The sequence below is a fragment of the Nonomuraea mesophila genome, assembly GCF_004352805.1.
Taxonomy (GTDB): Bacteria; Actinomycetota; Actinomycetes; order Streptosporangiales; family Streptosporangiaceae; genus Nonomuraea; species Nonomuraea longispora.
In genome coordinates, this window is the sequence record NZ_SMLD01000004.1 from 45153 (window position 1) to 65567 (window position 20415).

General features: G+C 70.5%; 22 protein-coding genes and 1 tRNA gene. 10 read left to right on the forward strand and 13 right to left on the reverse strand.

The window, feature by feature from the left end; translation table 11 throughout:
• The first annotated feature begins 114 nt into the window (after positions 1 to 114).
• Positions 115 to 1212 carry a branched-chain amino acid aminotransferase gene (locus tag E1295_RS02630; RefSeq protein WP_132628027.1) on the forward strand — a complete coding sequence of 366 codons (1098 nt, stop codon included), beginning with the start codon at positions 115 to 117 and terminating at the stop codon, positions 1210 to 1212.
• 33 nt (positions 1213 to 1245) lie between these two features.
• On the opposite strand, the gene E1295_RS02635 is transcribed toward E1295_RS02630, so the two are convergent.
• Together E1295_RS02635 and E1295_RS02640 are read right to left on the reverse strand one after the other, a co-directional pair.
• Complete coding sequence (locus E1295_RS02635) at positions 1246 to 1785, reverse strand: Uma2 family endonuclease (protein WP_132628028.1); 540 nt, start codon at positions 1783 to 1785, stop codon at positions 1246 to 1248.
• Positions 1786 to 1863: 78 nt separating this feature from the next.
• Entirely contained in the window at positions 1864 to 2508 is a 645-nt protein-coding gene (locus tag E1295_RS02640) for an O-methyltransferase (RefSeq protein WP_132628029.1), read from the reverse strand.
• Between the two features lie 57 nt (positions 2509 to 2565).
• Between E1295_RS02640 and E1295_RS02645 the strand changes: the two genes are divergently transcribed.
• Complete coding sequence (locus E1295_RS02645; RefSeq protein ID WP_132628030.1) at positions 2566 to 3210, forward strand: DsbA family protein; 645 nt, start codon at positions 2566 to 2568, stop codon at positions 3208 to 3210.
• A 312-nt stretch (positions 3211 to 3522) separates the two neighbouring features.
• Positions 3523 to 5100, forward strand: coding sequence for a citramalate synthase (gene cimA, locus E1295_RS02655; protein ID WP_132628031.1), 1578 nt, complete (start codon positions 3523 to 3525; stop codon positions 5098 to 5100).
• Positions 5101 to 5169: 69 nt separating this feature from the next.
• Here the strand turns inward: cimA and E1295_RS02660 are convergent, their stop codons facing one another.
• A complete protein-coding gene (locus E1295_RS02660; RefSeq protein WP_246079793.1) occupies positions 5170 to 6861 on the reverse strand; it encodes a heparinase II/III family protein in 1692 nt (563 codons plus the stop codon).
• 152 nt (positions 6862 to 7013) lie between these two features.
• Here E1295_RS02660 and E1295_RS02665 point away from each other — a divergent pair, with 152 nt between their 5' ends.
• Positions 7014 to 7610 (forward strand): HD domain-containing protein, encoded by a 597-nt coding sequence (locus E1295_RS02665; protein ID WP_166427045.1) that lies wholly within the window; start codon positions 7014 to 7016, stop codon positions 7608 to 7610.
• Positions 7611 to 7614: 4 nt separating this feature from the next.
• On the opposite strand, the gene E1295_RS02670 is transcribed toward E1295_RS02665, so the two are convergent.
• Genes E1295_RS02670 through E1295_RS02700 form a run of 7 tightly spaced genes read right to left on the reverse strand, consistent with a single transcriptional unit; the run spans position 7615 to position 10853 of the window.
• On the reverse strand, positions 7615 to 7944 hold the full coding sequence (locus E1295_RS02670) for an antibiotic biosynthesis monooxygenase family protein (RefSeq protein WP_132628032.1): 330 nt from the start codon (positions 7942 to 7944) through the stop codon (positions 7615 to 7617).
• A 16-nt stretch (positions 7945 to 7960) separates the two neighbouring features.
• Positions 7961 to 8536 (reverse strand): hypothetical protein, encoded by a 576-nt coding sequence (locus E1295_RS02675; protein ID WP_132628033.1) that lies wholly within the window; start codon positions 8534 to 8536, stop codon positions 7961 to 7963.
• A complete protein-coding gene (locus tag E1295_RS02680; RefSeq protein ID WP_132628034.1) occupies positions 8533 to 9189 on the reverse strand; it encodes a DUF6286 domain-containing protein in 657 nt (218 codons plus the stop codon). Before E1295_RS02680 ends, E1295_RS02675 begins: the two co-directional genes overlap by 4 nt.
• A gap of 38 nt (positions 9190 to 9227) precedes the next feature.
• Positions 9228 to 9671, reverse strand: a complete 444-nt coding sequence (locus tag E1295_RS02685; protein WP_132628035.1) for an Asp23/Gls24 family envelope stress response protein — start codon at positions 9669 to 9671, stop codon at positions 9228 to 9230.
• Positions 9668 to 9856, reverse strand: a complete 189-nt coding sequence (locus tag E1295_RS02690) for a DUF2273 domain-containing protein (protein ID WP_132628036.1) — start codon at positions 9854 to 9856, stop codon at positions 9668 to 9670. Before E1295_RS02690 ends, E1295_RS02685 begins: the two co-directional genes overlap by 4 nt.
• Positions 9853 to 10338, reverse strand: coding sequence for an Asp23/Gls24 family envelope stress response protein (locus E1295_RS51735; protein WP_281284711.1), 486 nt, complete (start codon positions 10336 to 10338; stop codon positions 9853 to 9855). The genes E1295_RS02690 and E1295_RS51735 overlap by 4 nt, the downstream gene beginning before the upstream one ends.
• Positions 10339 to 10367: 29 nt before the next feature.
• Positions 10368 to 10853: an Asp23/Gls24 family envelope stress response protein gene (locus E1295_RS02700; RefSeq protein ID WP_132628037.1), complete on the reverse strand. Its 486-nt coding sequence runs from the start codon at positions 10851 to 10853 to the stop codon at positions 10368 to 10370.
• 175 nt (positions 10854 to 11028) lie between these two features.
• Between E1295_RS02700 and E1295_RS02705 the strand changes: the two genes are divergently transcribed.
• Entirely contained in the window at positions 11029 to 11805 is a 777-nt protein-coding gene (locus E1295_RS02705) for a fumarylacetoacetate hydrolase family protein (protein WP_132628038.1), read from the forward strand.
• A 34-nt stretch (positions 11806 to 11839) separates the two neighbouring features.
• A complete protein-coding gene (gene gltX / locus E1295_RS02710) occupies positions 11840 to 13171 on the forward strand; it encodes a glutamate--tRNA ligase (protein ID WP_246079801.1) in 1332 nt (443 codons plus the stop codon).
• 141 nt (positions 13172 to 13312) lie between these two features.
• Here the strand turns inward: gltX and E1295_RS02715 are convergent, their stop codons facing one another.
• A complete protein-coding gene (locus E1295_RS02715; protein ID WP_132628040.1) occupies positions 13313 to 15283 on the reverse strand; it encodes a M3 family metallopeptidase in 1971 nt (656 codons plus the stop codon).
• Between the two features lie 163 nt (positions 15284 to 15446).
• Here E1295_RS02715 and E1295_RS02720 point away from each other — a divergent pair.
• Positions 15447 to 15518 (forward strand) — tRNA-Gln (locus E1295_RS02720).
• 33 nt (positions 15519 to 15551) lie between these two features.
• On the opposite strand, the gene E1295_RS02725 is transcribed toward E1295_RS02720, so the two are convergent.
• Positions 15552 to 16490 carry an alpha/beta fold hydrolase gene (locus E1295_RS02725; RefSeq protein WP_246079795.1) on the reverse strand — a complete coding sequence of 313 codons (939 nt, stop codon included), beginning with the start codon at positions 16488 to 16490 and terminating at the stop codon, positions 15552 to 15554.
• Between the two features lie 109 nt (positions 16491 to 16599).
• Here E1295_RS02725 and E1295_RS02730 point away from each other — a divergent pair, with 109 nt between their 5' ends.
• From E1295_RS02730 to E1295_RS02740, 3 genes are all read left to right on the forward strand, one after another.
• A complete protein-coding gene (locus E1295_RS02730; protein WP_132628041.1) occupies positions 16600 to 17790 on the forward strand; it encodes a sensor histidine kinase in 1191 nt (396 codons plus the stop codon).
• A gap of 32 nt (positions 17791 to 17822) precedes the next feature.
• Positions 17823 to 18437, forward strand: a complete 615-nt coding sequence (locus E1295_RS02735) for a response regulator (RefSeq protein WP_132628042.1) — start codon at positions 17823 to 17825, stop codon at positions 18435 to 18437.
• Positions 18438 to 18601: 164 nt separating this feature from the next.
• On the forward strand, positions 18602 to 19192 hold the full coding sequence (locus E1295_RS02740; protein WP_132628043.1) for a hypothetical protein: 591 nt from the start codon (positions 18602 to 18604) through the stop codon (positions 19190 to 19192).
• Between the two features lie 16 nt (positions 19193 to 19208).
• Here the strand turns inward: E1295_RS02740 and E1295_RS02745 are convergent, their stop codons facing one another.
• Positions 19209 to 20393: an RNA-guided endonuclease InsQ/TnpB family protein gene (locus E1295_RS02745; protein WP_132628044.1), complete on the reverse strand. Its 1185-nt coding sequence runs from the start codon at positions 20391 to 20393 to the stop codon at positions 19209 to 19211.
• Between the last annotated feature and the right edge of the window lie 22 nt (positions 20394 to 20415).

The window sequence follows — 20415 nt, forward strand, 5'->3', positions numbered from 1 at the left end:
TACGGGCTGCCCCTTCGCGGGCGGCTCCGCTCGACACCGCACCTGCGCGGCCACCCCCGGCCGTCCGCGGTCACCAGCACGTTTCGTAGATCCGCAGAGAGAAGGACCGCCGTCATGACCATCGCTCAGAAGCTCAGCTTCGACGTGCAGCTATCCGACCACGCTCGCACCGCGGCCGAGCGGGAGCAGGTACTGGCGAACCCCGGTTTCGGGCAGACCTTCACCGACCACATGATCTCCATCGACTACACCGACGGCCAGGGCTGGCACGACGCCCGGCTCATGCCGTACGGGCCGCTCTCCCTCGATCCGGCGACGTCGGTCTTCCACTACGCCCAGGAGCTGTTCGAGGGGCTCAAGGCCTACCGGCAGGCCACGGGCTCGATCGTGACCTTCCGCCCCCACGAGAACGCGGCCCGCTTCAACCGCTCCGCGGTCCGCATGGCCATGCCCGAGCTGCCCGAGGAGACGTTCGTCGAGTCGCTGGAGCTGCTCGTCCAGACCGACAGAGAGTGGGTGCCGACGACCGAGGGGCACAGCCTCTACCTGCGGCCCTTCATGATCGCCACGCAGGCGGGGCTGGGCGTCAACTACCCGTCCAAGACCTACAAGTACATGGTCATCGCCTCGCCCGCGGCCTCCTACTTCACCGGCGGGCTCAAGCCCGTCTCGGTCTGGCTCTCGACCGAGTACACCCGCGCCGCCCCCGGCGGCACCGGCTTCGCCAAGTGCGGCGGCAACTACGCGGCCGCGTTCGTGGCCCAGCGGCAGGCGGTGGAGAACGGCTGCGACCAGGTGGTGTGGCTCGACGCCCACGAGCACCGGTACGTCGAGGAGATGGGCGGGATGAACCTGTTCTTCGTCCTCGGCGGCAAGCTCGTCACCCCCGCGCTGACCGGCACCCTGCTGCCCGGCATCACCCGTGACTCGATCCTGCAGCTGGCCGGCGACCTCGGCCTGGAGACCGAGGAGCGGCTCGTCTCGGTCGACGAGTGGCAGGCGGGCTGCGAGTCGGGCGAGCTCACGGAGGTGTTCGCGTGCGGGACCGCGGCCGTGGTGACGCCGGTCGGCACCGTCAAGGGCGCCGACCGCTCCTGGACGGTGGCCGACGGCGCCCCCGGGCCCGTCACGCTGCGGGTGCGCGACGAGCTGGTCGGCATCCAGTACGGCTCCCGCCCCGACTCCCACCACTGGGTGCACAAGATCGTCTGACCGGATGAGCCCCCGGGCGCCGCGCACCCGGGGTCACATCAGCCGGGCGGTGTCGACGGCGAACCCCCACGGCGCGGGCAGCGGCAGCGGCTCTCCCGCGGCGACCACGACCTCCCTGGCGTAGCCGCCGCGCGAGGGGTCGCAGAAGAGCTTGAGCGAGCGCTGGAAGGGGTCGATCAGCAGGTAGAGCGGCACCCCCGCGGGGGCGTAGCCGCAGGGCTTGACGTAGTAGTCGTCGTAGCCGCTGCCGAGCGAGACGACGTCGGCCAGCAGCAGCGTCGCGTCGCCGTGCACGGCGTGCTCCTCGTGCATCCTCGGCGAGGCCGGCACCACGGCCAGGTCGGGGACGTACCGGTCGGCGTGCTCGCCGAGGTGGACGGTGATGTTGGGCCAGATCTCCCAGCCCCGCCTGGCCGCCGCGCCGACGAGCTGCAGCAGCAGCCGGAAGAGGATCGTGTTGTGCTGCCAGGTGCCGGGCTCGTTCACCACGATGCGGTCCTGGACCGTCTCCACCCGGCACTCGGGAAACAAGTCGCGGGCCGTACGGAAACGCTCGTCGAGTGGCCTGACCATGCCGCCGTCCTCTTGTAGTCACGGGATCACCAAGCGTAAGGCCTGGCGCTCCCGCCGGGCGGCGATTCCGTGGTACGGCTATCTCTTCCTGATCATGGTCATGCCGTCCGCGACCGGCAGCATGTGCACCGTCACCCGAGGGTCCTTGACCACCAGGTCGTTGAACCGGCGGATGTGCACGGTCGTGGCCTCGTCGTGCGCGGGGTCGGCGACGTGCCCCCGGCGCAGCGTGTTGTCCGCGATGAGCAGCCCGCCGGGCCGCATGCGGCTGACGAGCAGATCGTAGTAGCCCGGGTAGTTCTCCTTGTCGGCGTCGAGGAAGGCCAGGTCGATCGTCTCGTCGAAGGCGGCGAGCGTCTCCAGGGCGGGCCCGAGGGTGAGCGTCACCCGGTCGGCGACGCCGGCCTCCTGCCAGTAGCGGCGGGCCATGGACGTCCATTCCTCGCTCACGTCGAAGCAGTGCAGCCGCCCGCCGGACAACCCGCGGGCGATGCACACCGACGAGTAGCCCGTGAACGTCCCCACCTCGACGGCCACCGTGGGCGCCACGATCTGAGTGATCATGGTGAGGAAGCCGCCCTGGTCGGGCGAGATCTGCTTCGCCGCGTCCTCGCCGGTCGCCTCGGCCGACTCCTTCTCCAGCCTCTCCAGCAGCGGATCGGGCGGCGTGCTGTGCTCGAATGCGTATCGCGCGATAACAGGGTCAAGGAGGTATGCCTTCATGCGGCCATTGTTTCGGTTTCCGGTAGGGTCTGCGCGATCAACGAGGTGGAGTGGCTGATGGTGAAGCGATGGGTGGCAGTGGCGGTCGCGTGCGCGGTGATCGCCGTTATCTCGGTGCTGGCGTTCGCCGAGCCGGGCGTGTCGTCCGGAGAGGTACGGCTGACGCGGCAGGCGGACGGGTCGATGGTGCTGGCGGACCGGTCGAGCCAGGCGCCCGTGCTGGACGTGTACGAGGACTTCGACTGCCCCGTGTGCAAGAGGATGCACGACGCCGTGGACGGCACGCTGCAGCGCCTGGCGAGGGAGGGCAAGGTGAAGATCGTCTTTCATGCGGTGACGATCTTCAGGGACGAGCCCATGCGCTCCAACTCCCTCCGCGCCGCCGCGGCCGCTCGCTGCGTCCCGGAGGAGAACTGGCTGGCCTTCAGAAACCGGCTGTACGCCATGCAGCCCGCGCCGCACGGCGTGGCCTCGGGGTTCACCGTCAAGGAACTGGCCGGGGCGGCCAGGAAGGCGGGTGCGGCGGTGGACGAGTGCGTCACGTCGCAGGCGTACGCGCAGGCACACCTGGAGCAGACGGCGCGAACGCGCATCCAGGGCACGCCGACCGTGCTGCTCGACGGGCGGATGCTGGGCGACGAGGTGTTCGACGCGACCGCGCTCGAACGGGCCATCACCGGCGGTGACGGCGTCGTCGTGTGACCCTCCGAGCGACCCTCCGAGCGACCCTCCGAGCGACCCTCCGAGCGACCCTCCGAGCGACCCTCCGAGCGACCCTCCGAGCGACCCTCCGAGCGACACGGGGTGTCCAGTCGGTGAGACCCGCGTGCCGGATGGTGAATGCGTATGGCAGACTGGTGAGCATCATGTTCTACGGTCTGCTCATTATCGGCAGGCGCGCTGGCTGACTAAGGACACCGCCAGCGCGCAGACCTCTCACGTCCGTGAGGGGTCTTTTTGTTTTCCAGAAAGACCACATCCCAGCGCGAGCCTTCCGGAGAGAAGAGAACACCCATGGCCGACGACCGCTTCCACGTATACGACACGACGCTGCGTGACGGCGCGCAACAGGAGGGGCTCAACCTCACCGTCGCCGACAAGATCGCCGTCGCGCGGCACCTGGACGGCCTGGGCGTGGGCTTCATCGAAGGGGGCTGGCCGGGCGCCAACCCCAAGGACACAGAGTTCTTCAGGCAGGCTCGAACAGAGCTCGACCTGAAGCACGCGCAACTCGCCGCGTTCGGCGCGACCCGCCGGGCCGGTGTGAAGGCAGCCGACGACCCTTTGGTGGCCGCTTTGCGCGAATCCGCCGCGCCGGTCGTGACCCTTGTCGCCAAGAGCCACGACCGGCACGTGGAGCTGGCCCTCCGCACGACTCTCCAGGAGAACCTCGCGATGATCCGCGACACGGTCTCTCACCTTCGTGCGGAGGGACAGCGAGTCTTCCTCGACGCCGAGCACTTTTTCGACGGTTACACGTCCAATCCAGCCTACGCGCTGGAGGTCATCAGGACCGCCGCCGAGGCCGGGGCCGACGTCATCGCCCTGTGCGACACCAACGGCGGCATGCTCCCCGACGAGCTGGCCGAGATCGTCCACGACGCCGTCCAGACCAGCGCCCGCGTCGGCATCCACTGCCACGACGACACGGGCTGCGCCGTCGCCAACACCCTGGCCGCGGTCAAGGCCGGAGCCACCCACGTGCAGGGCTGCGCCAACGGCTACGGCGAACGCTCCGGCAACGCCAACCTCTTCACGGTGGTGGCCAACCTCCAGCTCAAACGCGGCTTCGACCTGGTGCCGCGGGAGGCGCTGGCCGACATGACCCGCATCGCCCACGCGATCACCGAGGTCACCAACGTCACACCCAACTCCCACGCCCCCTACGTCGGCATGTCCGCCTTCGCCCACAAGGCCGGCCTGCACGCCAGCGCCATCAAGGTCGACCCCAACCTCTACCAGCACATCGATCCCGCCGCCGTCGGCAACGACATGCGCATGCTCGTCTCCGACATGGCGGGCCGGGCCTCGGTCGAGCTCAAGGGCAGGGAGCTGGGCTACGAGCTGACCCCCGACACCACCAAGACGCTCGTCGAACGGGTCAAGGAGCTCGAGTCCCAGGGCTTCACGTTCGAGGCCGCCGACGCCTCGTTCGAGCTGCTGCTGCGCGACACCCTGCACGGCTCGCGCAGGCGGCACTTCGAGGTCGAGTCCTGGCGCGTCATCGTCGAGCGCACGAAGGGCGGCGAGCTGGTCAGCGAGGCCACCGTCAAGCTGCACGCCAAGGGCGAGCGCATCGTCGCCACCGGCGAGGGCAACGGCCCCGTCAACGCCCTCGACAAGGCGGTGCGCCTGGGCCTGGAGCAGCTCTACCCCGAGCTGGCGAAGCTGGAGCTGGTCGACTACAAGGTCCGCATCCTCGAAGGCACCCACGGCACCGACGCCATCACCCGGGTCCTCATCACCTCCAGCGACGAGACCTCCGAGTGGGCCACGGTCGGAGTGGCGGAGAACATCATCGACGCCTCGTGGCAGGCACTGGAGCAGGCGGTGACGTACGGCCTGCTCCGCGCGGGCAGGGAAGCCTCCTGAGAGCTGACGGGCTGACCGAGCTGACGGCCTGACGGGCGTAGGGGGCCGCCAAGCCCCCTGCGCGAGCCGCTAGAGCAGGCCGGAGCGGAACGACACGCCCTCGACCGTGACCTTGCCGCCGGAACACGACACCTTCGGCGAGTCGGTGCCCGGCACGATCACCGTCAGCAGCGATCTGGCCGACGGCGACACGACGACGTTCGTGCGCTTCTTCGACAGGTACGTCGGCGACACCCAGCCCAGCTTGCCCCCACGCTGCACCTTCTGCCCGCCGACCCGGCCGCACGACGACAACTGCAGCAGCGTGACCTTGAAGTCGCCGTCGCCCAGCACCACCTTGCCGCCGCCCTTCGAGACCAGCTTCAGCGACGGGTCGAAACGCCACACGTTCCTGACCTTCTTGCCGCCGGAGGCGGTGTCGAGCACCGCCATCAGGTCATCGCCGTGGTTCACGAGCACCGACCTGGTGCGGCTGGCGCCGTACGCCTTGTCGGTCAGCCTGAACGCCTGCCGGCCCTTGCCGTACGACGTCTTGACGAGCTTGCTCGGCGTGCGCGGCCGGAACTTGCCGCCGGCCACCGTGGGCACGTTGTGCGCCTCGGGGGAGAGGGTCCAGTAGCGGTAGGCGCTCTTCTCGTAGGAGTGGAAGCCGCCGTCCACCAGGATGTCGCGCCCCTTCGCGTAGTACGTCACGCCCAGGTGGTCCTCGTGGCCGTGGAACTTCATGCCCGGACCGAACCGGATCGAGTAGTACGCCGACTCCTTCTCGCCCCAGGCCGTGCGGCCGAACACGTAGCCGGCGCGGTAGGTCCGCACCTCCTGCTTCGGCGTGCCCGCGTCCATCTTCGGCTCGGTGTCGGCGCTGCCGTCGCCGATGGGGACCATGTAGCCGTTGGGCATGGTCGAGTGGGCGATGAAGTCCTTCAGCGCCTCGGCCCGCCGGGTGATCTCACCGGGCACCTTGCGCTTGCAGTCCTTCATGCCGGTCATCGCGACCTGCAGCCTGCCGTACACGTAGACGGCGTAGCGGGGGGCCTGCTCCATGAGCGCGCCCTGGCTGTCGACGTCGAGCTTCACGGTGCCGGTCAGCCGGCGGGAGGCCAGGTTCGCCCAGTCCGTACGGCCGTACCTGCAGCCGATCCCCAGGAGCGCGATGTCCTGGTCGATGCCGTGGTTGTGGCCTTTCTTGTACAGCCGGGGGTCGGACAGGAGCTTGGCGTGCTCGGTCAGGCTGTCCTTCAGCCAGCGGGCGCTGACGTGCCGGCTGAGGCAGAGCAGCGGCTGCGTGCGCAGGGAGACCGGGTGGTCCTTCCACACGTACGGCTTCGTGCCGCGCGCCCCTCGTTTGTTCTTCGCCACCCAGTCCTTGGTGATCTCGGTGGCACGGTCCAGGTAGTGCCGCTCGCCGGTGTTCTCGTACTCGACGACCAGCGTCCCCATCCAGCGCAGCGACTGGAACACGTACTCCCACGAGCGGTTCCGGTACGGGCTGGCCGACCAGTTGATCTTCTTGCCGAGCTTGTACGGCGGCAGGCCGACCAGCGAGATCTCGCCCTTCATGACGTCGCCGGCCGTGGGGGTGCCGGGCAGCCAGTCGCCTTGGCACTCGGCCGTGCGAGCCACTTTGTCGGCCCTGGAGTCGGCGCTGGAGTCGGCGCTGGAGTCGGCGCTGGAGTCGGCGCTGGAGTCGGCGGCCCGGGCGGGGCCGGTCAACCCGCTGACCGTGAGCATGAGGGCAAGAGGTAACGCAAACCGGCGCACGCCAGGTCCTTTCGGGACATAACAACGAGGGCGGCACATGCTTTCGCTCCGTCGATCACCGGGTCAAGCCGAGTGTCCGATTCGTTAGCCGCTCGATGTGGCGCCGGTGCCCCGGCTGGCGAGCCGGGCCCGGGGCAGGGGATGCTGGTGCCGTGAGAATCGACGACCTGATGATCCCCGACACGCCCGCCTGCCGTGGCGCGCTCGAAGTGGCCACCCGCTACCACACGCCCTCGCTGCTCAACCACTCCATCCGGGCCTACCTGTTCGCCGCCGCCTACGGGCAGGCGCATTCCATCGCCTTCGACGCTGAGCTGCTCTACGTGGCGGCCATGCTGCACGACATCGGCCTGGTCGCCGAGTACGACAGCCACACGGTGCCGTACGAGGAGGCGGGCGGGCACGTCGCCTGGGCCTTCTGCGCCGGAGCCGGCTGGTCGCCGGAGCGCAGGGAACGCGCGGCCGAGGTGATCATCCGGCACATGTGGGCCGAGGTGCCGGTGGAGGACGACCCCGAGGGGCATCTGCTGGAGCTCTCGACCGGCATGGACATCTCGGGCAGGCGTACCGACGAGATCCCCGAAGGGGTGCGCGCCGAGGCGCTCGAACGCCATCCGCGGCTGGAGATCGCCAAGGAGTTCAGCGCGTGCATCGCCGACCAGGGCGCGCGCAAGCCGTCGAGCTTCGCCGGCGGGTTCGTGCGCGACGGCATCGTCGACCGCATCGCGCGCAACCCGCTCGACACCTGAGCGTTCAGCCTTTGGGGCCGGTGCTCTCCGCCACCTCGAACGACCACACTTCCGACCCGGTCGCCGCGGTGCCCTGGCCGTGGCCGTGCCCCTGCGCCGCCTGGGCGTGGCCGCGCTGGAACGCCTGGCTCTGCTGCCAGTTCTGGAAGTCCTCCTCGCTGCGCCAGCGGGTGTAGACGAGGTAACGTTCGGTGCCCTCCACCGGCCTGAGCAGCTCGAACCACTCGAACCCGTCGGCCGACTCCACCATCCCGGCCCGCTTCGAGAACCGCTGCTCCAGCTCGGCGCGCATGTCGGCGGGCACGGTCAGCACGTTGATCTTCACGACGGACACCACAGAACCCCTCTCGTCAGCGCACCACCCGGTGCGGCGAAGGTGAGGGCTCAAGGCTAACGCGGGCGATCGCCGGCACCTGATCCCGCTCCAGCGCGTCGCGTACGTGCCGCAGCACGACCGTGGACAGGTGCCGGCTGAGGTCGCGCAGCGGGGCCGACTCGTCGGCGACCACGCGCAGCCGTACGGAGGGGCCGTCGCGCTCGTCCACGACGTCGGCGTGGGCGCTCAGCACGGCCGGGCCCGACGCGACGTCGTCGGCCACCGCCTGCGCCATCGCGCCGGGCGCCACCTCGGTCACTCCGTTCGGCCCCGACTCGACGCGCAGCGGGCCGCGCGGCTGCGCGCGCGCCTGCGCGAGCAGCCACCACAGCCCCACCAGCGCGACGGCGAGCGCCACGAGCGCGACCACCCACCAGATCCACGGACCGGTACGGACGAAGAAGTCGCGCACGCCGCCGTCCACGACCGGCTCGCCGGCCGGTCCGAACGCGCCCAGGCCACGGGCCAGCGCGAGACCGCCCAGCACCGTCAGCACCAGCCCCACCAGCGCCAGCCCCCACCGGTTGCCCCGGCCGATCTTCTCGCTCACCTGGTCTCCTTGACGTTCACGACCACCCGGTACGGCTCCACGGGCTCCATCGCCGCGAGCCGGGTCAGCACGGCGTCGCGCACCTCCGTGCCGAACCGTTCCTGGTCCCACCCGGACGTGGCCGCCGTGACGACGACCGTGCTCCCGCGCATCCTGGCGCGCGCCGCGTGCACGCCCGGCACCTCCTCGGCGGCGTGCGCGAGGGCCCTGGTGACGGTCCTGGTCCGCAACCCGATGATCAGCCCGGGGTAGCCGCTGCGCGCGGGCACCATGCTCGGCCGCCCCGGCACCAGCGCCGTGACCAGCAGGGCCAGCCCGAGCACCGTCACCACGGCCGAGGAGAGCAGGAACAGCGGGTTCGACCACAGCGTCGCCGACGCCCACGCGAGCATCCCGTCGTACGGCACGAGGTGCAGCGGACGGCCGGCCAGCCCGGAGATCGTCTCTGCGGCGACGAGCAGGCCGAGCACCGTGAGCAGGATTCCCGCCACGACGGCGGGAATCCTGCGCCGCGGCCGGAACGCCCGCACCGCCGCCCTGTCGGCGGCCCTGTTTGCTGCTCTGTCGGCTGTGCGGGCCTGCTGCGGTGGTGCGGCCCGGTGCGCGCCTCCCTCGTCATCGGGAGGTACGGTGCACATCTCCTGCGTGCTCATCCCGGCTCACCGCCCAGGTCCGTCGTTGTGCGTGGTCCTCATCGGGGCCCACCGCCGCCGAGGCCCGTCACGATCACGTCGAGGCGGGTGACCTCCAGCCCGGTCTGGCCGGCGACGCGGCGGCTCACGTGCTCGCGCAGCCGGGCCGCCACGGCGCGCAGTGGCGCGGGATAGGCGACGACGACGTGCAGGCGGATGGTGGCCCTGCCGCCCCGGACCTCAGCGCCCGACGAACGGCCCGGGGCCAGGCCGCCGGACGTACGGCCCCGCGACCCCGCACCCGGTGAGCGGTTCCACGGCGCGGACCTGACCCGTACCTCGTGCACCTCGGGAAGCTCCTCGGCCGCGACACACGCGACCTTCAGCACCACCTGGTCCGCCACCTCGGTACGGCCCCGCCCCTCCGGCGGCGGCCGCGGAGGGCGGCGCTGCGCGGGCACCGTCACGGTGGCCGCGCCCTCGGCGGGCGTGACGTCGGTCATCTCCGCCTCGTGGACAGGCTCGACAGGTTCACCTCGCCCGTCTCGACGATCCGCCCGACGACGAAGCCGGCCGCGCCCAGCACGAGGACGAGCAGGAACGCGGTCAGCCCGCCGAACGCCGCCGTGAGACCGAGGATGATGCCGACGGCCAGGCCGATCAGCGTCGGCCAGTGGGCGTTGTTCATGGTCCCTCCACGATGTCGTCGATGCGCACGTCGACCCGGCGGTCGCCCGCGAGGTCCGTCACGGCCCGCCGTACCTCGTCGGCGGTGTCCGGCAGCGGGCGGTCCATCCTGGCGACGACGGCGATCCGCACCTCGCGCTCGTTCACCGCCACCCCCAGGAGCCGCTCGCCCGGCATGTACGTGGCCACCGTCCCGAACGGCCCCCCGGACAGCCCGGCCACCCCAGGACACGCCCGCACCCGCTCGGCGATCACCCGCGCCGCGCCGTCCCCCGCTCCGTCGCCGGCCGCCTCCCCGCGCCCGGCCGCGTTTCCGTGTCCGGCCGTGTCCCCGCGTCCGGGCTCTGCGGCGGCCGTGTCTCCGCGTCCGGCCGTGTCTCCGCGTTCAGGCTCGGCGCCGGTCGGGGCGCCGGTCGGGGCCTTGTCCCCGGGGTCTCCGGGCGCGGCGTCGGCACGGTCGTCACCGGGGCCTGACGTGGTCACGAAGCCCGGTCTTTCGTCCTCCGGTGTGGTCATTGGACCCTGGGTTCCTGCTCCGCGTCCCGTTGGTCGCCCGTGTCCCGGTCCTTGCCCCGCTCCTGGCCGGGCAGGTGTACGTCGTCGACGCGGATGTTGACCTCGGTCACCTCCAGCCCGCACATCCGTTCGATCGCCGCGATGACGTTGCGCCGTACGGCCGCGGCCAGGTCGGGGATCGCGGTGCCGTACTCGGCGACCAGGTCCATGTCCACGGCGGCCTGCCGCTCGCCCACCTCGACCGACACGCCCTGGGAGACGCTCGTGTCCCCGCCGACGACGCCCTTGATGCTGCCGAGGGCCCGTGCCGCGCCCGCGCCCATGGCGTGCACGCCGGACACCTCGCGCGCCGCCAGACCCGCGATCTTGGCGACCACGCCGTCGTCGATGCTCGTGGTGCCCTTGTCGGTGACCAGCGAGGTGGCCGGGCCACCCTCCGGCGTTCGTGCCCGTGGCACCGCGCCCGTCTCTGTGTTGGACATCGTGTCCATCTCGTCACCCTCCGATGTGTCGCTATCAGGAGCAGCTAACCCCCAGCGCACGACGGATACCCGTCAAAACGGATTTTTGGGGTATTCGACGGCGAATCCTGGCCTCTGCCTGGTGGCGGAACCGCAGATGGGCGGACTCCTCCGGCGGCGGCGATAGCCTTGTCGGGTGCGTATAGCGAGGTTCTCCACAGGCGAAGGCGTGTCGTTCGGCGTGGTCGAAGGCGGTCCGGGCGAGGAGTTCGTCTCCATGGTCGCCGGTCACCCGTTCGGCCAGGTGCAGTTCACCGGTGAGCGGTTCCCCCTGTCCCAGGTGAAGCTGCTGTCCCCGATGCTGCCGAGCAAGGTGGTCGCCATCGGCAGAAACTACGCCGAGCACGCGGCTGAGCTGGGCAACCAGGTGCCCGACGAGCCGCTCATCTTCATGAAGCCGTCCACCTCCGTGATCGGCCACGGCGAGGACATCGCCTATCCGACGACGCTGTCCGACCGCGTCGACTACGAAGGCGAGCTGGCCGTGGTGATCGGCAGGCTCTGCCGCGAGGTCCCGGTCGAGCGGGTCAAGGACGTCGTCTTCGGCTACACGTGCGCCAACGACGTCACCGCCCGCGACCTGCAGAAGAAGGACGTGCAGTTCACCAGGGCCAAGAGCTTCGACACGTTCTGCCCGCTCGGGCCGTGGATCCAGACCGACCTCGACGCGGCCGACCTCGCGCTGACGACCACGGTCAACGGCGAGATCCGGCAGAGCGGGCGCACCAGCCAGCTCATCCACGACATCCCCGCGCTGGTGGCCTACGTCAGCGCGGTCATGACCCTGATCCCCGGCGACATCATCCTGACCGGCACCCCGGCGGGTGTCGGCCCGCTCGAGATCGGCGACGAGGTCAGCGTCGGCATCGAAGGCATCGGCACACTCACGAACAAGGTGGTCTCCCGTGACTGACGTACGGGTGCGGTTCGCTCCTTCCCCTACCGGCATGTTCCATGTGGGCAGCGCCCGGGCCGCGCTGTTCAACTGGGCGGTCGCCGAACGCGCCCAGGGGCGGTTCGTCCTGCGCATCGAGGACACCGACGCCTCCCGCAACCGGCCCGAGTGGACCGAGGGCATCATCGCGGCGCTCGACTGGATCGGCATCAACGGCACCAACCCGGTGTTCGAGGGCCCCTACTTCCAGTCGGCCAACGAGCCGCAGCACCGCGAGGCGGTGGCCAAGCTGCTGGCCGATGGCAAGGCCTACCACTGCGACTGCACCCGTGAGCAGGTCCAGGAGCGCACGGGCTCCAAGGACAAGGGCTATGACGGCCACTGCCGCGAGCGTGGGCTCACCGCCGGCGCGGTGCGCTTCCGCACCCCCGACGAGGGCGTCACGGTCGTCGACGACCTCGTCAGGGGCAGGGTCGAGTTCCCCAACAAGGCCCAGGAAGACTTCGTGATCGCGCGCAGCGACGGCTCGCCCCTCTACGTGCTGGCCAACGCCGTCGACGACATCACGCAGGCCATCACCCATGTCGCCCGCGGCGAGGAGCACCTGCCCAACGCGGCGAGGCAGGAGCTGCTGTGGCCCGCGCTCGGCGCGACCCCGCCGGTCTGGGCGCACCTGCCGGTCATCGTCAACGAGCAGCGCAAGAAGCTCTCCAAGCGCCGCGACAAGGTGGCCCTTGAGGACTACCGACGTGAGGGCTACCTCGCCGAGGCCATGGTCAACTACCTCATGCTGCTCGGCTGGGGCCCGGGGGACGACCGGGAGATCATGCCGTGGCCGGAGATGGTGCAGCTGTTCCGGCTGGAGGACGTCAACCCGTCCAACGCGTTCTTCGACGAGAAGAAGTTGCGGGCGTTCAACGGCGAATACATCCGTGCGCTGCCGCTGGAGGTCTTCGAGGAGCGCTGCGCGCCCTTCCTCGACCCGTCGTGGGACCGCGAGCTGTTCAGCAAGGTCGCCGCGCTGGCGCAGACCCGCATCGCCGTGTTGTCGGAGATCGGGCAGAACGTCGACTTCCTCTTCCTCGAGGAGCCGGTCTTCGACCAGGCGTCCTGGGACAAGGCGATGAAGAACTCCCCGCTGGAGATCCTCACCGGCTACCTCGACCGCCTCCAGTCGGTCAACTGGGACCCCGAGTCGCTGAAGCAGGCGCTGGAGGAGGTGGGCGCGGCCCAGGGGCTCAAGCTGGGCAAGGCCCAGGCCCCCGTCCGCGTCGCGGTCACGGGCCGCACCGTGGGCCTGCCGCTGTTCGAGTCGATCGAGGTGCTCGGCCGCGAGCGCACCCAGGAGCGTCTGCGCGAGGCGCTGGCCCGCCTGCGCGGCTGATCACCCGGCGTCGGGCCCTGACCGAAGGGCCCGGACTGGCCGGACTGGCCGGACCGGCCGGACCGGCCGCGACGCCGCAGCCGGGCAAGCGCGCAGTGGGCCGCGGAGACGGCCGGGCCCACTGCGCTCCTCGCCTCGCCTCTAGGCCAGCCCGCGGCGGACGAGCAGCGGCTGGATGCTCGGCTCGCGGCCCCGGAAGTTGCCGAACGCGGTCAGCGGGTCGATGCTCCCGCCCCTGGAGAGCAGCTCACGGCGGAAGTGGTCGCCGTTCGTCCTGGTGAGCCCGCCGTTCTCCTTGAACCACTCGACGCTCTCCGCGTCGAGCACCTCGCTCCAGATGTAGGAGTAGTAGCCGGCGCTGTAGCCGCCGGCGAAGATGTGCGCGAAGTAGTTCGTACGGTAACGCGGCCTGATCTGCGGCATGGCGATCCGGGCGGCCTCCAGGGCGGCCGCCTCGAACGCCTCGGGGTCGTCGACCGTCTCTCCCGGCGCCAGCTTGTGCCACGCCCAGTCGAGCAGCGTGGCGGCCAGGTATTCGACGGTCTTGAAGCCCTGGTTGAACGTGGACGCGGCGGTCAGCTTCTCCACCAGCTCCGCGGGCATCGGCTCGCCCGTCTCGTGATGCTTGGCGTAGTTGGCCAGTATCTCCGGCCAGGTCACCCACATCTCGTTGACCTGCGACGGATATTCCACGAAGTCGCGGGGCACACTCGTGCCGGACACTCGCGGGAAGCGCACCTGCGAGAACAGTCCGTGCAGCGCGTGGCCGAACTCGTGGAAGGCCGTGTTGACCTCGTCGTACGTCAGCAGCGTCGGCCCGGAGGAGGGCTTGGTGACGTTGAGGTTGTTCATCACCACGGGCAGCTGCCCGAACAGGAACGACTGGTCGACCAGGTTGTTCATCCACGCCCCGCCGCGCTTGCCCGCCCTCGCGTACGGGTCGAGCAGGAACAACCCCAGCCGGCTCCGGTCCTCGTCGAACACCTCGAAGACGGTTACGTCGGGGTGGTATCCGCTCAGGTCGGGCCGCTCGGTGAGGGTGATCCCGTACAGCTTGCCCGCGGCGAAGAAGATGCCGTCGCGGTAGACCCGGTCGAGCTCGAAGTAGGGCCGCATCGCGGCGCCGTCGAAGTCGTAGCGGGCCTGGCGGACCTTCTCCGCGTAGTAGGACCAGTCCCACGGCTCGATCGGGAACCCGGCCTGCTCGGCCAGCGCCTCCGCCTCCTTGCGCGCGTTGCGCACGGCGGGGCCGACGAGTTGGCCGAGCATCTCCTCGACCGCCTCGACGGTCTTGGCGGTCTGGTCGGCCACGGTGTAGGAGGCGTGGTCGGGGAAACCCAGCAGCGCCGCCCGCTCGGCGCGCAGCGCCGCCATCCTGGCGGCCCGGTCGAAGTTGCCCGGCGCCCGGTTCACGCTCAGCTCGTAGAGCCTGCGGCGTACGTCACGGTTGGTGAGCTGGGCGAGGCCCGGCTGGTTGGTGAAGTTCAGCAGCGGCAGGGCGTAGGTGCCGTCGTCCTTGCGCAGCGACTCGATCTTGGCCTCGTCGAGGCCGTCGAGCTCCTTGCGGTCCGTCACGACCAGTGCCGACTCGGTCGTCGCCTTCATCAGGCTCTGCGCGAACTCGGTGCTGAGCTTCGACAGCTCCTCGTTGAGCTCGCGCAGCCGGTCCTGCTGGCTCTCCGACAGGTCGGCGCCTGCCCTGATGAAGTCGTCGCGGTACTTCTCCAGCAGCCAGGACTCCTCCGGGTCGTCCGTCGAGACCTGCTTGACGCGCGCCCACAACGCCCGGTTGAGCCGGATGGCGTCGCCGTGCCTGGTCAGCTGAGGGGAGATCTGCTTCTCGATCTCCATGATGGCGTCGGTCGAGTTGGAGGACGCGATGCTGGAGAAGGCCGTGGCCGCACGGGTGAGGATCTGACCCGACCGTTCGAGTGCGGCGATGGTGTTGTCGAAGGTGGGCGGCTCTGGGTTGTCGGCTATCGCGTCGACCTCGGCCAGCTGCTCGGCCATGCCGCGCTCGAAAGCGGGCACGTAGTGCTCCTCGCGGATGTCCGCGAACGGCGGCAGTTGGTAGGGCAGATCACTAGGGGCGAAGAACGGATTCTCGGCCAACGCTCGGGCTCCTCCACGTGGTGTTTTGTCCCCTTCAGCTTGGCATGACCGGGCGGGCGGCGCAGGCGGCGGAGGGCGGGTTGGCCATTCGTTTTGGTCTTACCCCTCTGCCTGGGCTATTCTTTCGGACATCGCCGAAGCGAGCCCGCGAGGGTCCGCCCGGTGGGGTATGGTGTAATTGGCAGCACGACTGATTCTGGTTCAGTTAGTCTAGGTTCGAGTCCTGGTACCCCAGCATTTGATGGACGCCTCCGGTGAGGCGTCCTTTTTATTTCGCCAGCCGGTGCAGAATTTCCGTGATCCGCTGATACGCCTTCGGGGTCGGCGCGTGCGAGCTGTCGACCGTGAACACCTTGAACCTGTTCTTCGGCGTCGCGGCGTCCGCCTCCCTGATCATGCGGTCCTGCAGCGCGATCGGGATCACGCGGTCCCGCGTGTGCCTGATGTACACCCGCGGCACCCGCCCCCACCTGTCCTCGCGCCCCCGCGCGTCGGCGTACGACACCTGCATCGACTCGTCGGGCAGCAGCGAGTTGAGCAGGGCGAGAAACTCACCCTCGCTCCCGTCGGCCATGTAGGCCGCCTTGACGCCGTCCAGGAACTTCTTGTCGTTCGAGCGCCAGTTGACGCGGATCGCCTTGATCACCCGGGGGTCGGCGATCACGCCCGCAGCCAGGTTGCCCGCCAGGCTCGGCTTGCCCTCCGGAGTCTCCAGATACTCCGCCGGCGACTTCAGAGCGGTGCAGCAGTAGGCCGTGTCGTAGACCAGCCGGTCGATCAGGTCGGGCACCTCGTCGGCGGCCTTCGTGATCGCCGCGCCGCCCAGGCTGCCGCCGACCAGGATCACGGGACCGTACCGGGAGACCCTGCGGACCGTGTTCACCGTCGCCTCGACGTAGTCGTCCAGCGTCACGTCCGCGACCGGCGACGGCATCGTGGCCAGCTTGTTCAGGTCCTGCGGCGCCTGGTAGGCGCGGGTGAACTGCTCGGCGGGGCCGTGGCCGGGCAGGGCCACGCCCACGGAACGGTGACCGCGCATCGTCAGCTCGGCATCGGCCGTGGCCGTGCCGTTCGCGCCGGTCACGAAGACGAACGTGGTCACCTCCTTGCGCTTGGGCGCGATCGAGGCGGAGGCCGTCGCGGCGGCGGCACTCGCGCCCGTGACCGCGGCGTACTGGAACATCTTTCGTCTGCTCGGTCTGTTCATGGAGACGATGCTTCCGGAGAGTGCCGGGCCCGCGCATCGCCCGCCAGGCTCGACGTGCGGTCGACGCCCGGCATCCACCGATCGGTGGATGCCATGCCAGGCTTGACCCATGAGCCGGCTCGACGGGCACGAACGCTGGGTGTATCTGGCGCTCGCCTACGCACTGCTCGCGATCTCCGCGATCGCGGCCGCCGTCATGGGCGGCGGCGGCCCCGCCCCGGCGTGGTTGCCCGGATGGCCCGCGCTCGTGCCGGCCGCCGCCGTGTGGCTGGCGCCGATCGCCTGGCTCCACTCCCGCCGCGACACGCACCGCGCGCTCGTCGTGGGCCACTACCTGGTGCTCATCGCCCTCGCCGGGGCGCTGACCGCCGAGCACACGGCGTTCATGGTGTTCGCCTCGGTCGGCTATCCGCTCGCCATCGGGATGTTGCCCGCGCGGCTGGTCATGCTGGGCGTGACGGTGACCGCCGTGGTCAGCGTGGCCGCACAGTCGAGTCCCGGCGCCCGCGGTTCCTCGCTGAGCGTGATCGCCGCCGTGGCCCTGCCCCTGGCCATCGCCGGCTGGTACGTCTCCGCCGAGCACGACAAACGCCGCCGCCTGGTCGAACGACTGCGCGCCGCCATGGAGGAGAACGCCGAACTGAACGCCCGCCTGCTCGACCAGGCCAGGAGCGCGGGCGTGCTGGACGAGCGGCACCGCATGGCCGGCGAGATCCACGACACGGTCGCCCAGGACCTCGTCGTGCTGATCGGCCGGCTCCACACCGCCGCCCGCGTCTCCGAGGGCCCGGCCCGCCACCACCTCGACCAGGCCGCCGAACTGGCCCGCCGCAGCCTGTCCGAGGCCCGCAGGTCCGTACGCGCGCTGCGGCCCGAGCCGCTGGAGGACGCCCGGCTGCCGGAGGCGGTCGACCGCATGGCCCGATCGTGGTCCGAGTCGTCCGGCGTCGACCTCGCCCTGGAGGTCACCGGCACCCCGGTCGCCCTGGCCGGTGACGTGGAGGCGGCGCTGTTCCGCGTCGCCCAGGAGGCGCTGGCCAACGTCGCCAAGCACGCACGCGCCACCAGAACGGCCCTCACGCTCTCCTACGCCGACGAATCCGTGCTTCTCGACGTCCGGGACGACGGAGCCGGCTTCGACCCGGAGAAACCCGCTGAAGGGTTCGGGCTGGACGGCATGCGCCAGCGGGTGCGAGGCGTGGGCGGCACCCTGGCCGTCGAGTCCGAACCCGGCCAGGGCACGGCCGTCGCCGTCTCCGTGCCCGCCATCCCTCCCGCGGGGCAGGATGATCCACGTTGACGGCGGACGACCACCTCCCGAAAGGGAACACGATGCTCCTGAGGCTGCTGATAGCCGACGACCATCCCATCGTGCGCGACGGCCTGCGCGCGGCCCTCGGGGGCGAGCCCGACATGGAGGTCGTCGGCGAGGCGTCCGACGGGGCACAGGCCGTGCGCCTGGCCGCCGAACTACGGCCGGACGTCGTCCTCATGGACCTGCGCATGCCCGGCATGGACGGCGTCAGCGCCATCCGCGAGCTCTCCGGCACCGGGCCGCGGGTGCTGGTGCTCACCACGTTCGACACCGACGTCCTGCCCGCCATGGAGGCCGGGGCCAGCGGCTACCTGCTCAAGGACGCCCCGCCCGAGGAACTGGCGCGAGCCGTCCGCGCCACCCACGCGGGCGAGACCGTGATCTCGCCCTCCGCGGCCGGACGCCTGGCCAGCGACCTGCGCAGGCCCACCCGGGGCAAACTGAGCAAACGCGAACTCGAGGTGCTGCGGCTGGTGGCCGGGGGAGCGACGAACAAGGGGGCGGCGGCCGCCCTGTTCATCAGCGAGGCCAGCGTCAAGACCCATCTGCTGCACGTCTACGCCAAACTTGACGTCCGCGACCGCGCCTCCGCCGTCGCCGAGGCCTACCGCCGCGGCCTTCTCAACGACTGACCCGTCGACGAGCGACGTCACGGTGGGGAGATGCGCGCGACGGCGGATCCCCTGCCCGGCCCGCGCGTCGCTCAGTCGTTGACCCGCGGACGCGACAGCCAGGCCGGCCGTGATGAGACCGGACCAGGAATCGACCAACACGCCTTGGTAACGTCGTCCGACTTATGGAGGAATTTCGGATTAAGGCGGGCAGTTTCCCCCGCTTCGTCGCCCCGTTCGTCGCGCCCCTCGTCCTCTTCTTCGTCGTCATCCTGCTGCTCGGCGCGATCTTCACCGGCAGCACCCCGCTCGGCGCCGCCATCGGCCTGCTCGCCACCGGCGCGCTGCTCGCCGTCCTCGCCGCCAAACACCGCCGCATGAGCTCCGGCACCGTCGTCCGCTTCACCGACGAAGGCGTCGAACTGACCGACACCCTCGGCTTCCGCGTGCACCTCCGCTGGCCCGACATCACGAGGATCGACGTCGTCGACACCCAACTCGCCAATCCGCGGCGGGCCGGCAGGCCGGGTGGGGTGCGGGTGCGCGTCCAGGCGCTGCGCTCGGTGGGGCTCATCGGCTGGGGCCTGCGTACGGTGCCGCCCCGCATTCCCGGCTGGATGCGCGACCGGCTGGCCCGCGTCCCCGTCGACCCGGCGACCGGCCGCCCCGAGGTGACCATCCCGCTCGGCGAGTTCGACCCGCAGTGGCAGCGCGGCCGGATGGGCGACTGGGTCCGCCACCACAGACCCGATCTGGTGACTCCTCCGCCCCCCTGAAGGAGGCGGCTTCTCGCTAAGCCGCTTCCGCGGGTTCGCGAAGGGCAAGCCCTGCCCTGAGAATGTTCTTGGCCGCGTTGACGTCGGCGTGCGCGGTATGACCGCACGCCGTACAGGCGAACCCGGCCTGGGTGACGCGGTTCTCCTTCGCACAGTGCCCGCATCGGGCGCAGGTGCGGGAGGTGCCGGCGGGGTTCACCGCGACCAGCTTGCGACCGGCGCTTTCAGCCTTGTACGCGAGGATCGTCAGGAACACCCCCCAGCCCGCGTCCAGGATGCTCCGGTTGAGGCCGGACTTGGCAGCGACGTTGCGGCCGGGAGCTTCGATCGTGCCGGACGCCGAGCGGGTCATGTTCGCGATCCGCAGGTCCTCGTGCACGATCACGTCATAGGCGGCCACCAGGGCGCGCGCGGCCTTGTGCGCGCCGTCCAGACGTTGCCTGCGCACCCTGGCGTGCAGCGCGGTGACGCGGGCCACCGCCTTGCGCCGCCGCTTGGAGCCCCGTTGCTTGCGGGCCAGCACCTGCTGCGCGTCCGCCAGCCGGCCGGCGGAGGCGGCCAGGTGGCGGGGGTTGGTCAGATGCTGTCCGTCGCTGGTCGTGACGAGCGAGGCCACACCCATGTCGATCCCGGCCACCACCCCCGTGGCGGGCAGCGGCTCGGCGGGCACGTCGTCGCACGACAGGACCACGAACCAGCGGGAGCCCTCGCGCGTGACGCTGATCGTCTTCACCTGGCCGCGCACGGGCCGGTGCCGGTGGACGCGGACGTGCCCGACCCCCTGGAGCCGCACGTAGGTGGCGGTCGGGTGCTCGGGCTGGGAGTCCCACCGGCAGCCGTCACCGTCCTTCGGCCACTCGACCGTGTCGAACCGGCCACGCCCCTTGAACCGCGGGAAACCCGGCGCGCGACCCGCGCGGACCCGCTTGAAGAACGCGGCGAACGCCTTGTCGAGCCGTCGCAGGGTGGCCTGCTGGGAGGAGAACGACCAACGCCCCTGACCCTCCAGGTCGTCGGCGCGGATGTGTTTCAGCTCGGCCGACTGCTCGCCGTACCGGACACTCACCCCCGCCCTGGCGTAGGCGGTGCGCCGGTGTTCCAGAGCGACGTTGTAGAGCTGGCGGTGGTCCTCCAGGCACGCCGCCAGCGCCGCCGCCTGCCGGGCCGTGGGGCGCAGCAGGAATGTGAACGACCTGCGCACACCCCACCCCCCATCACGTTCG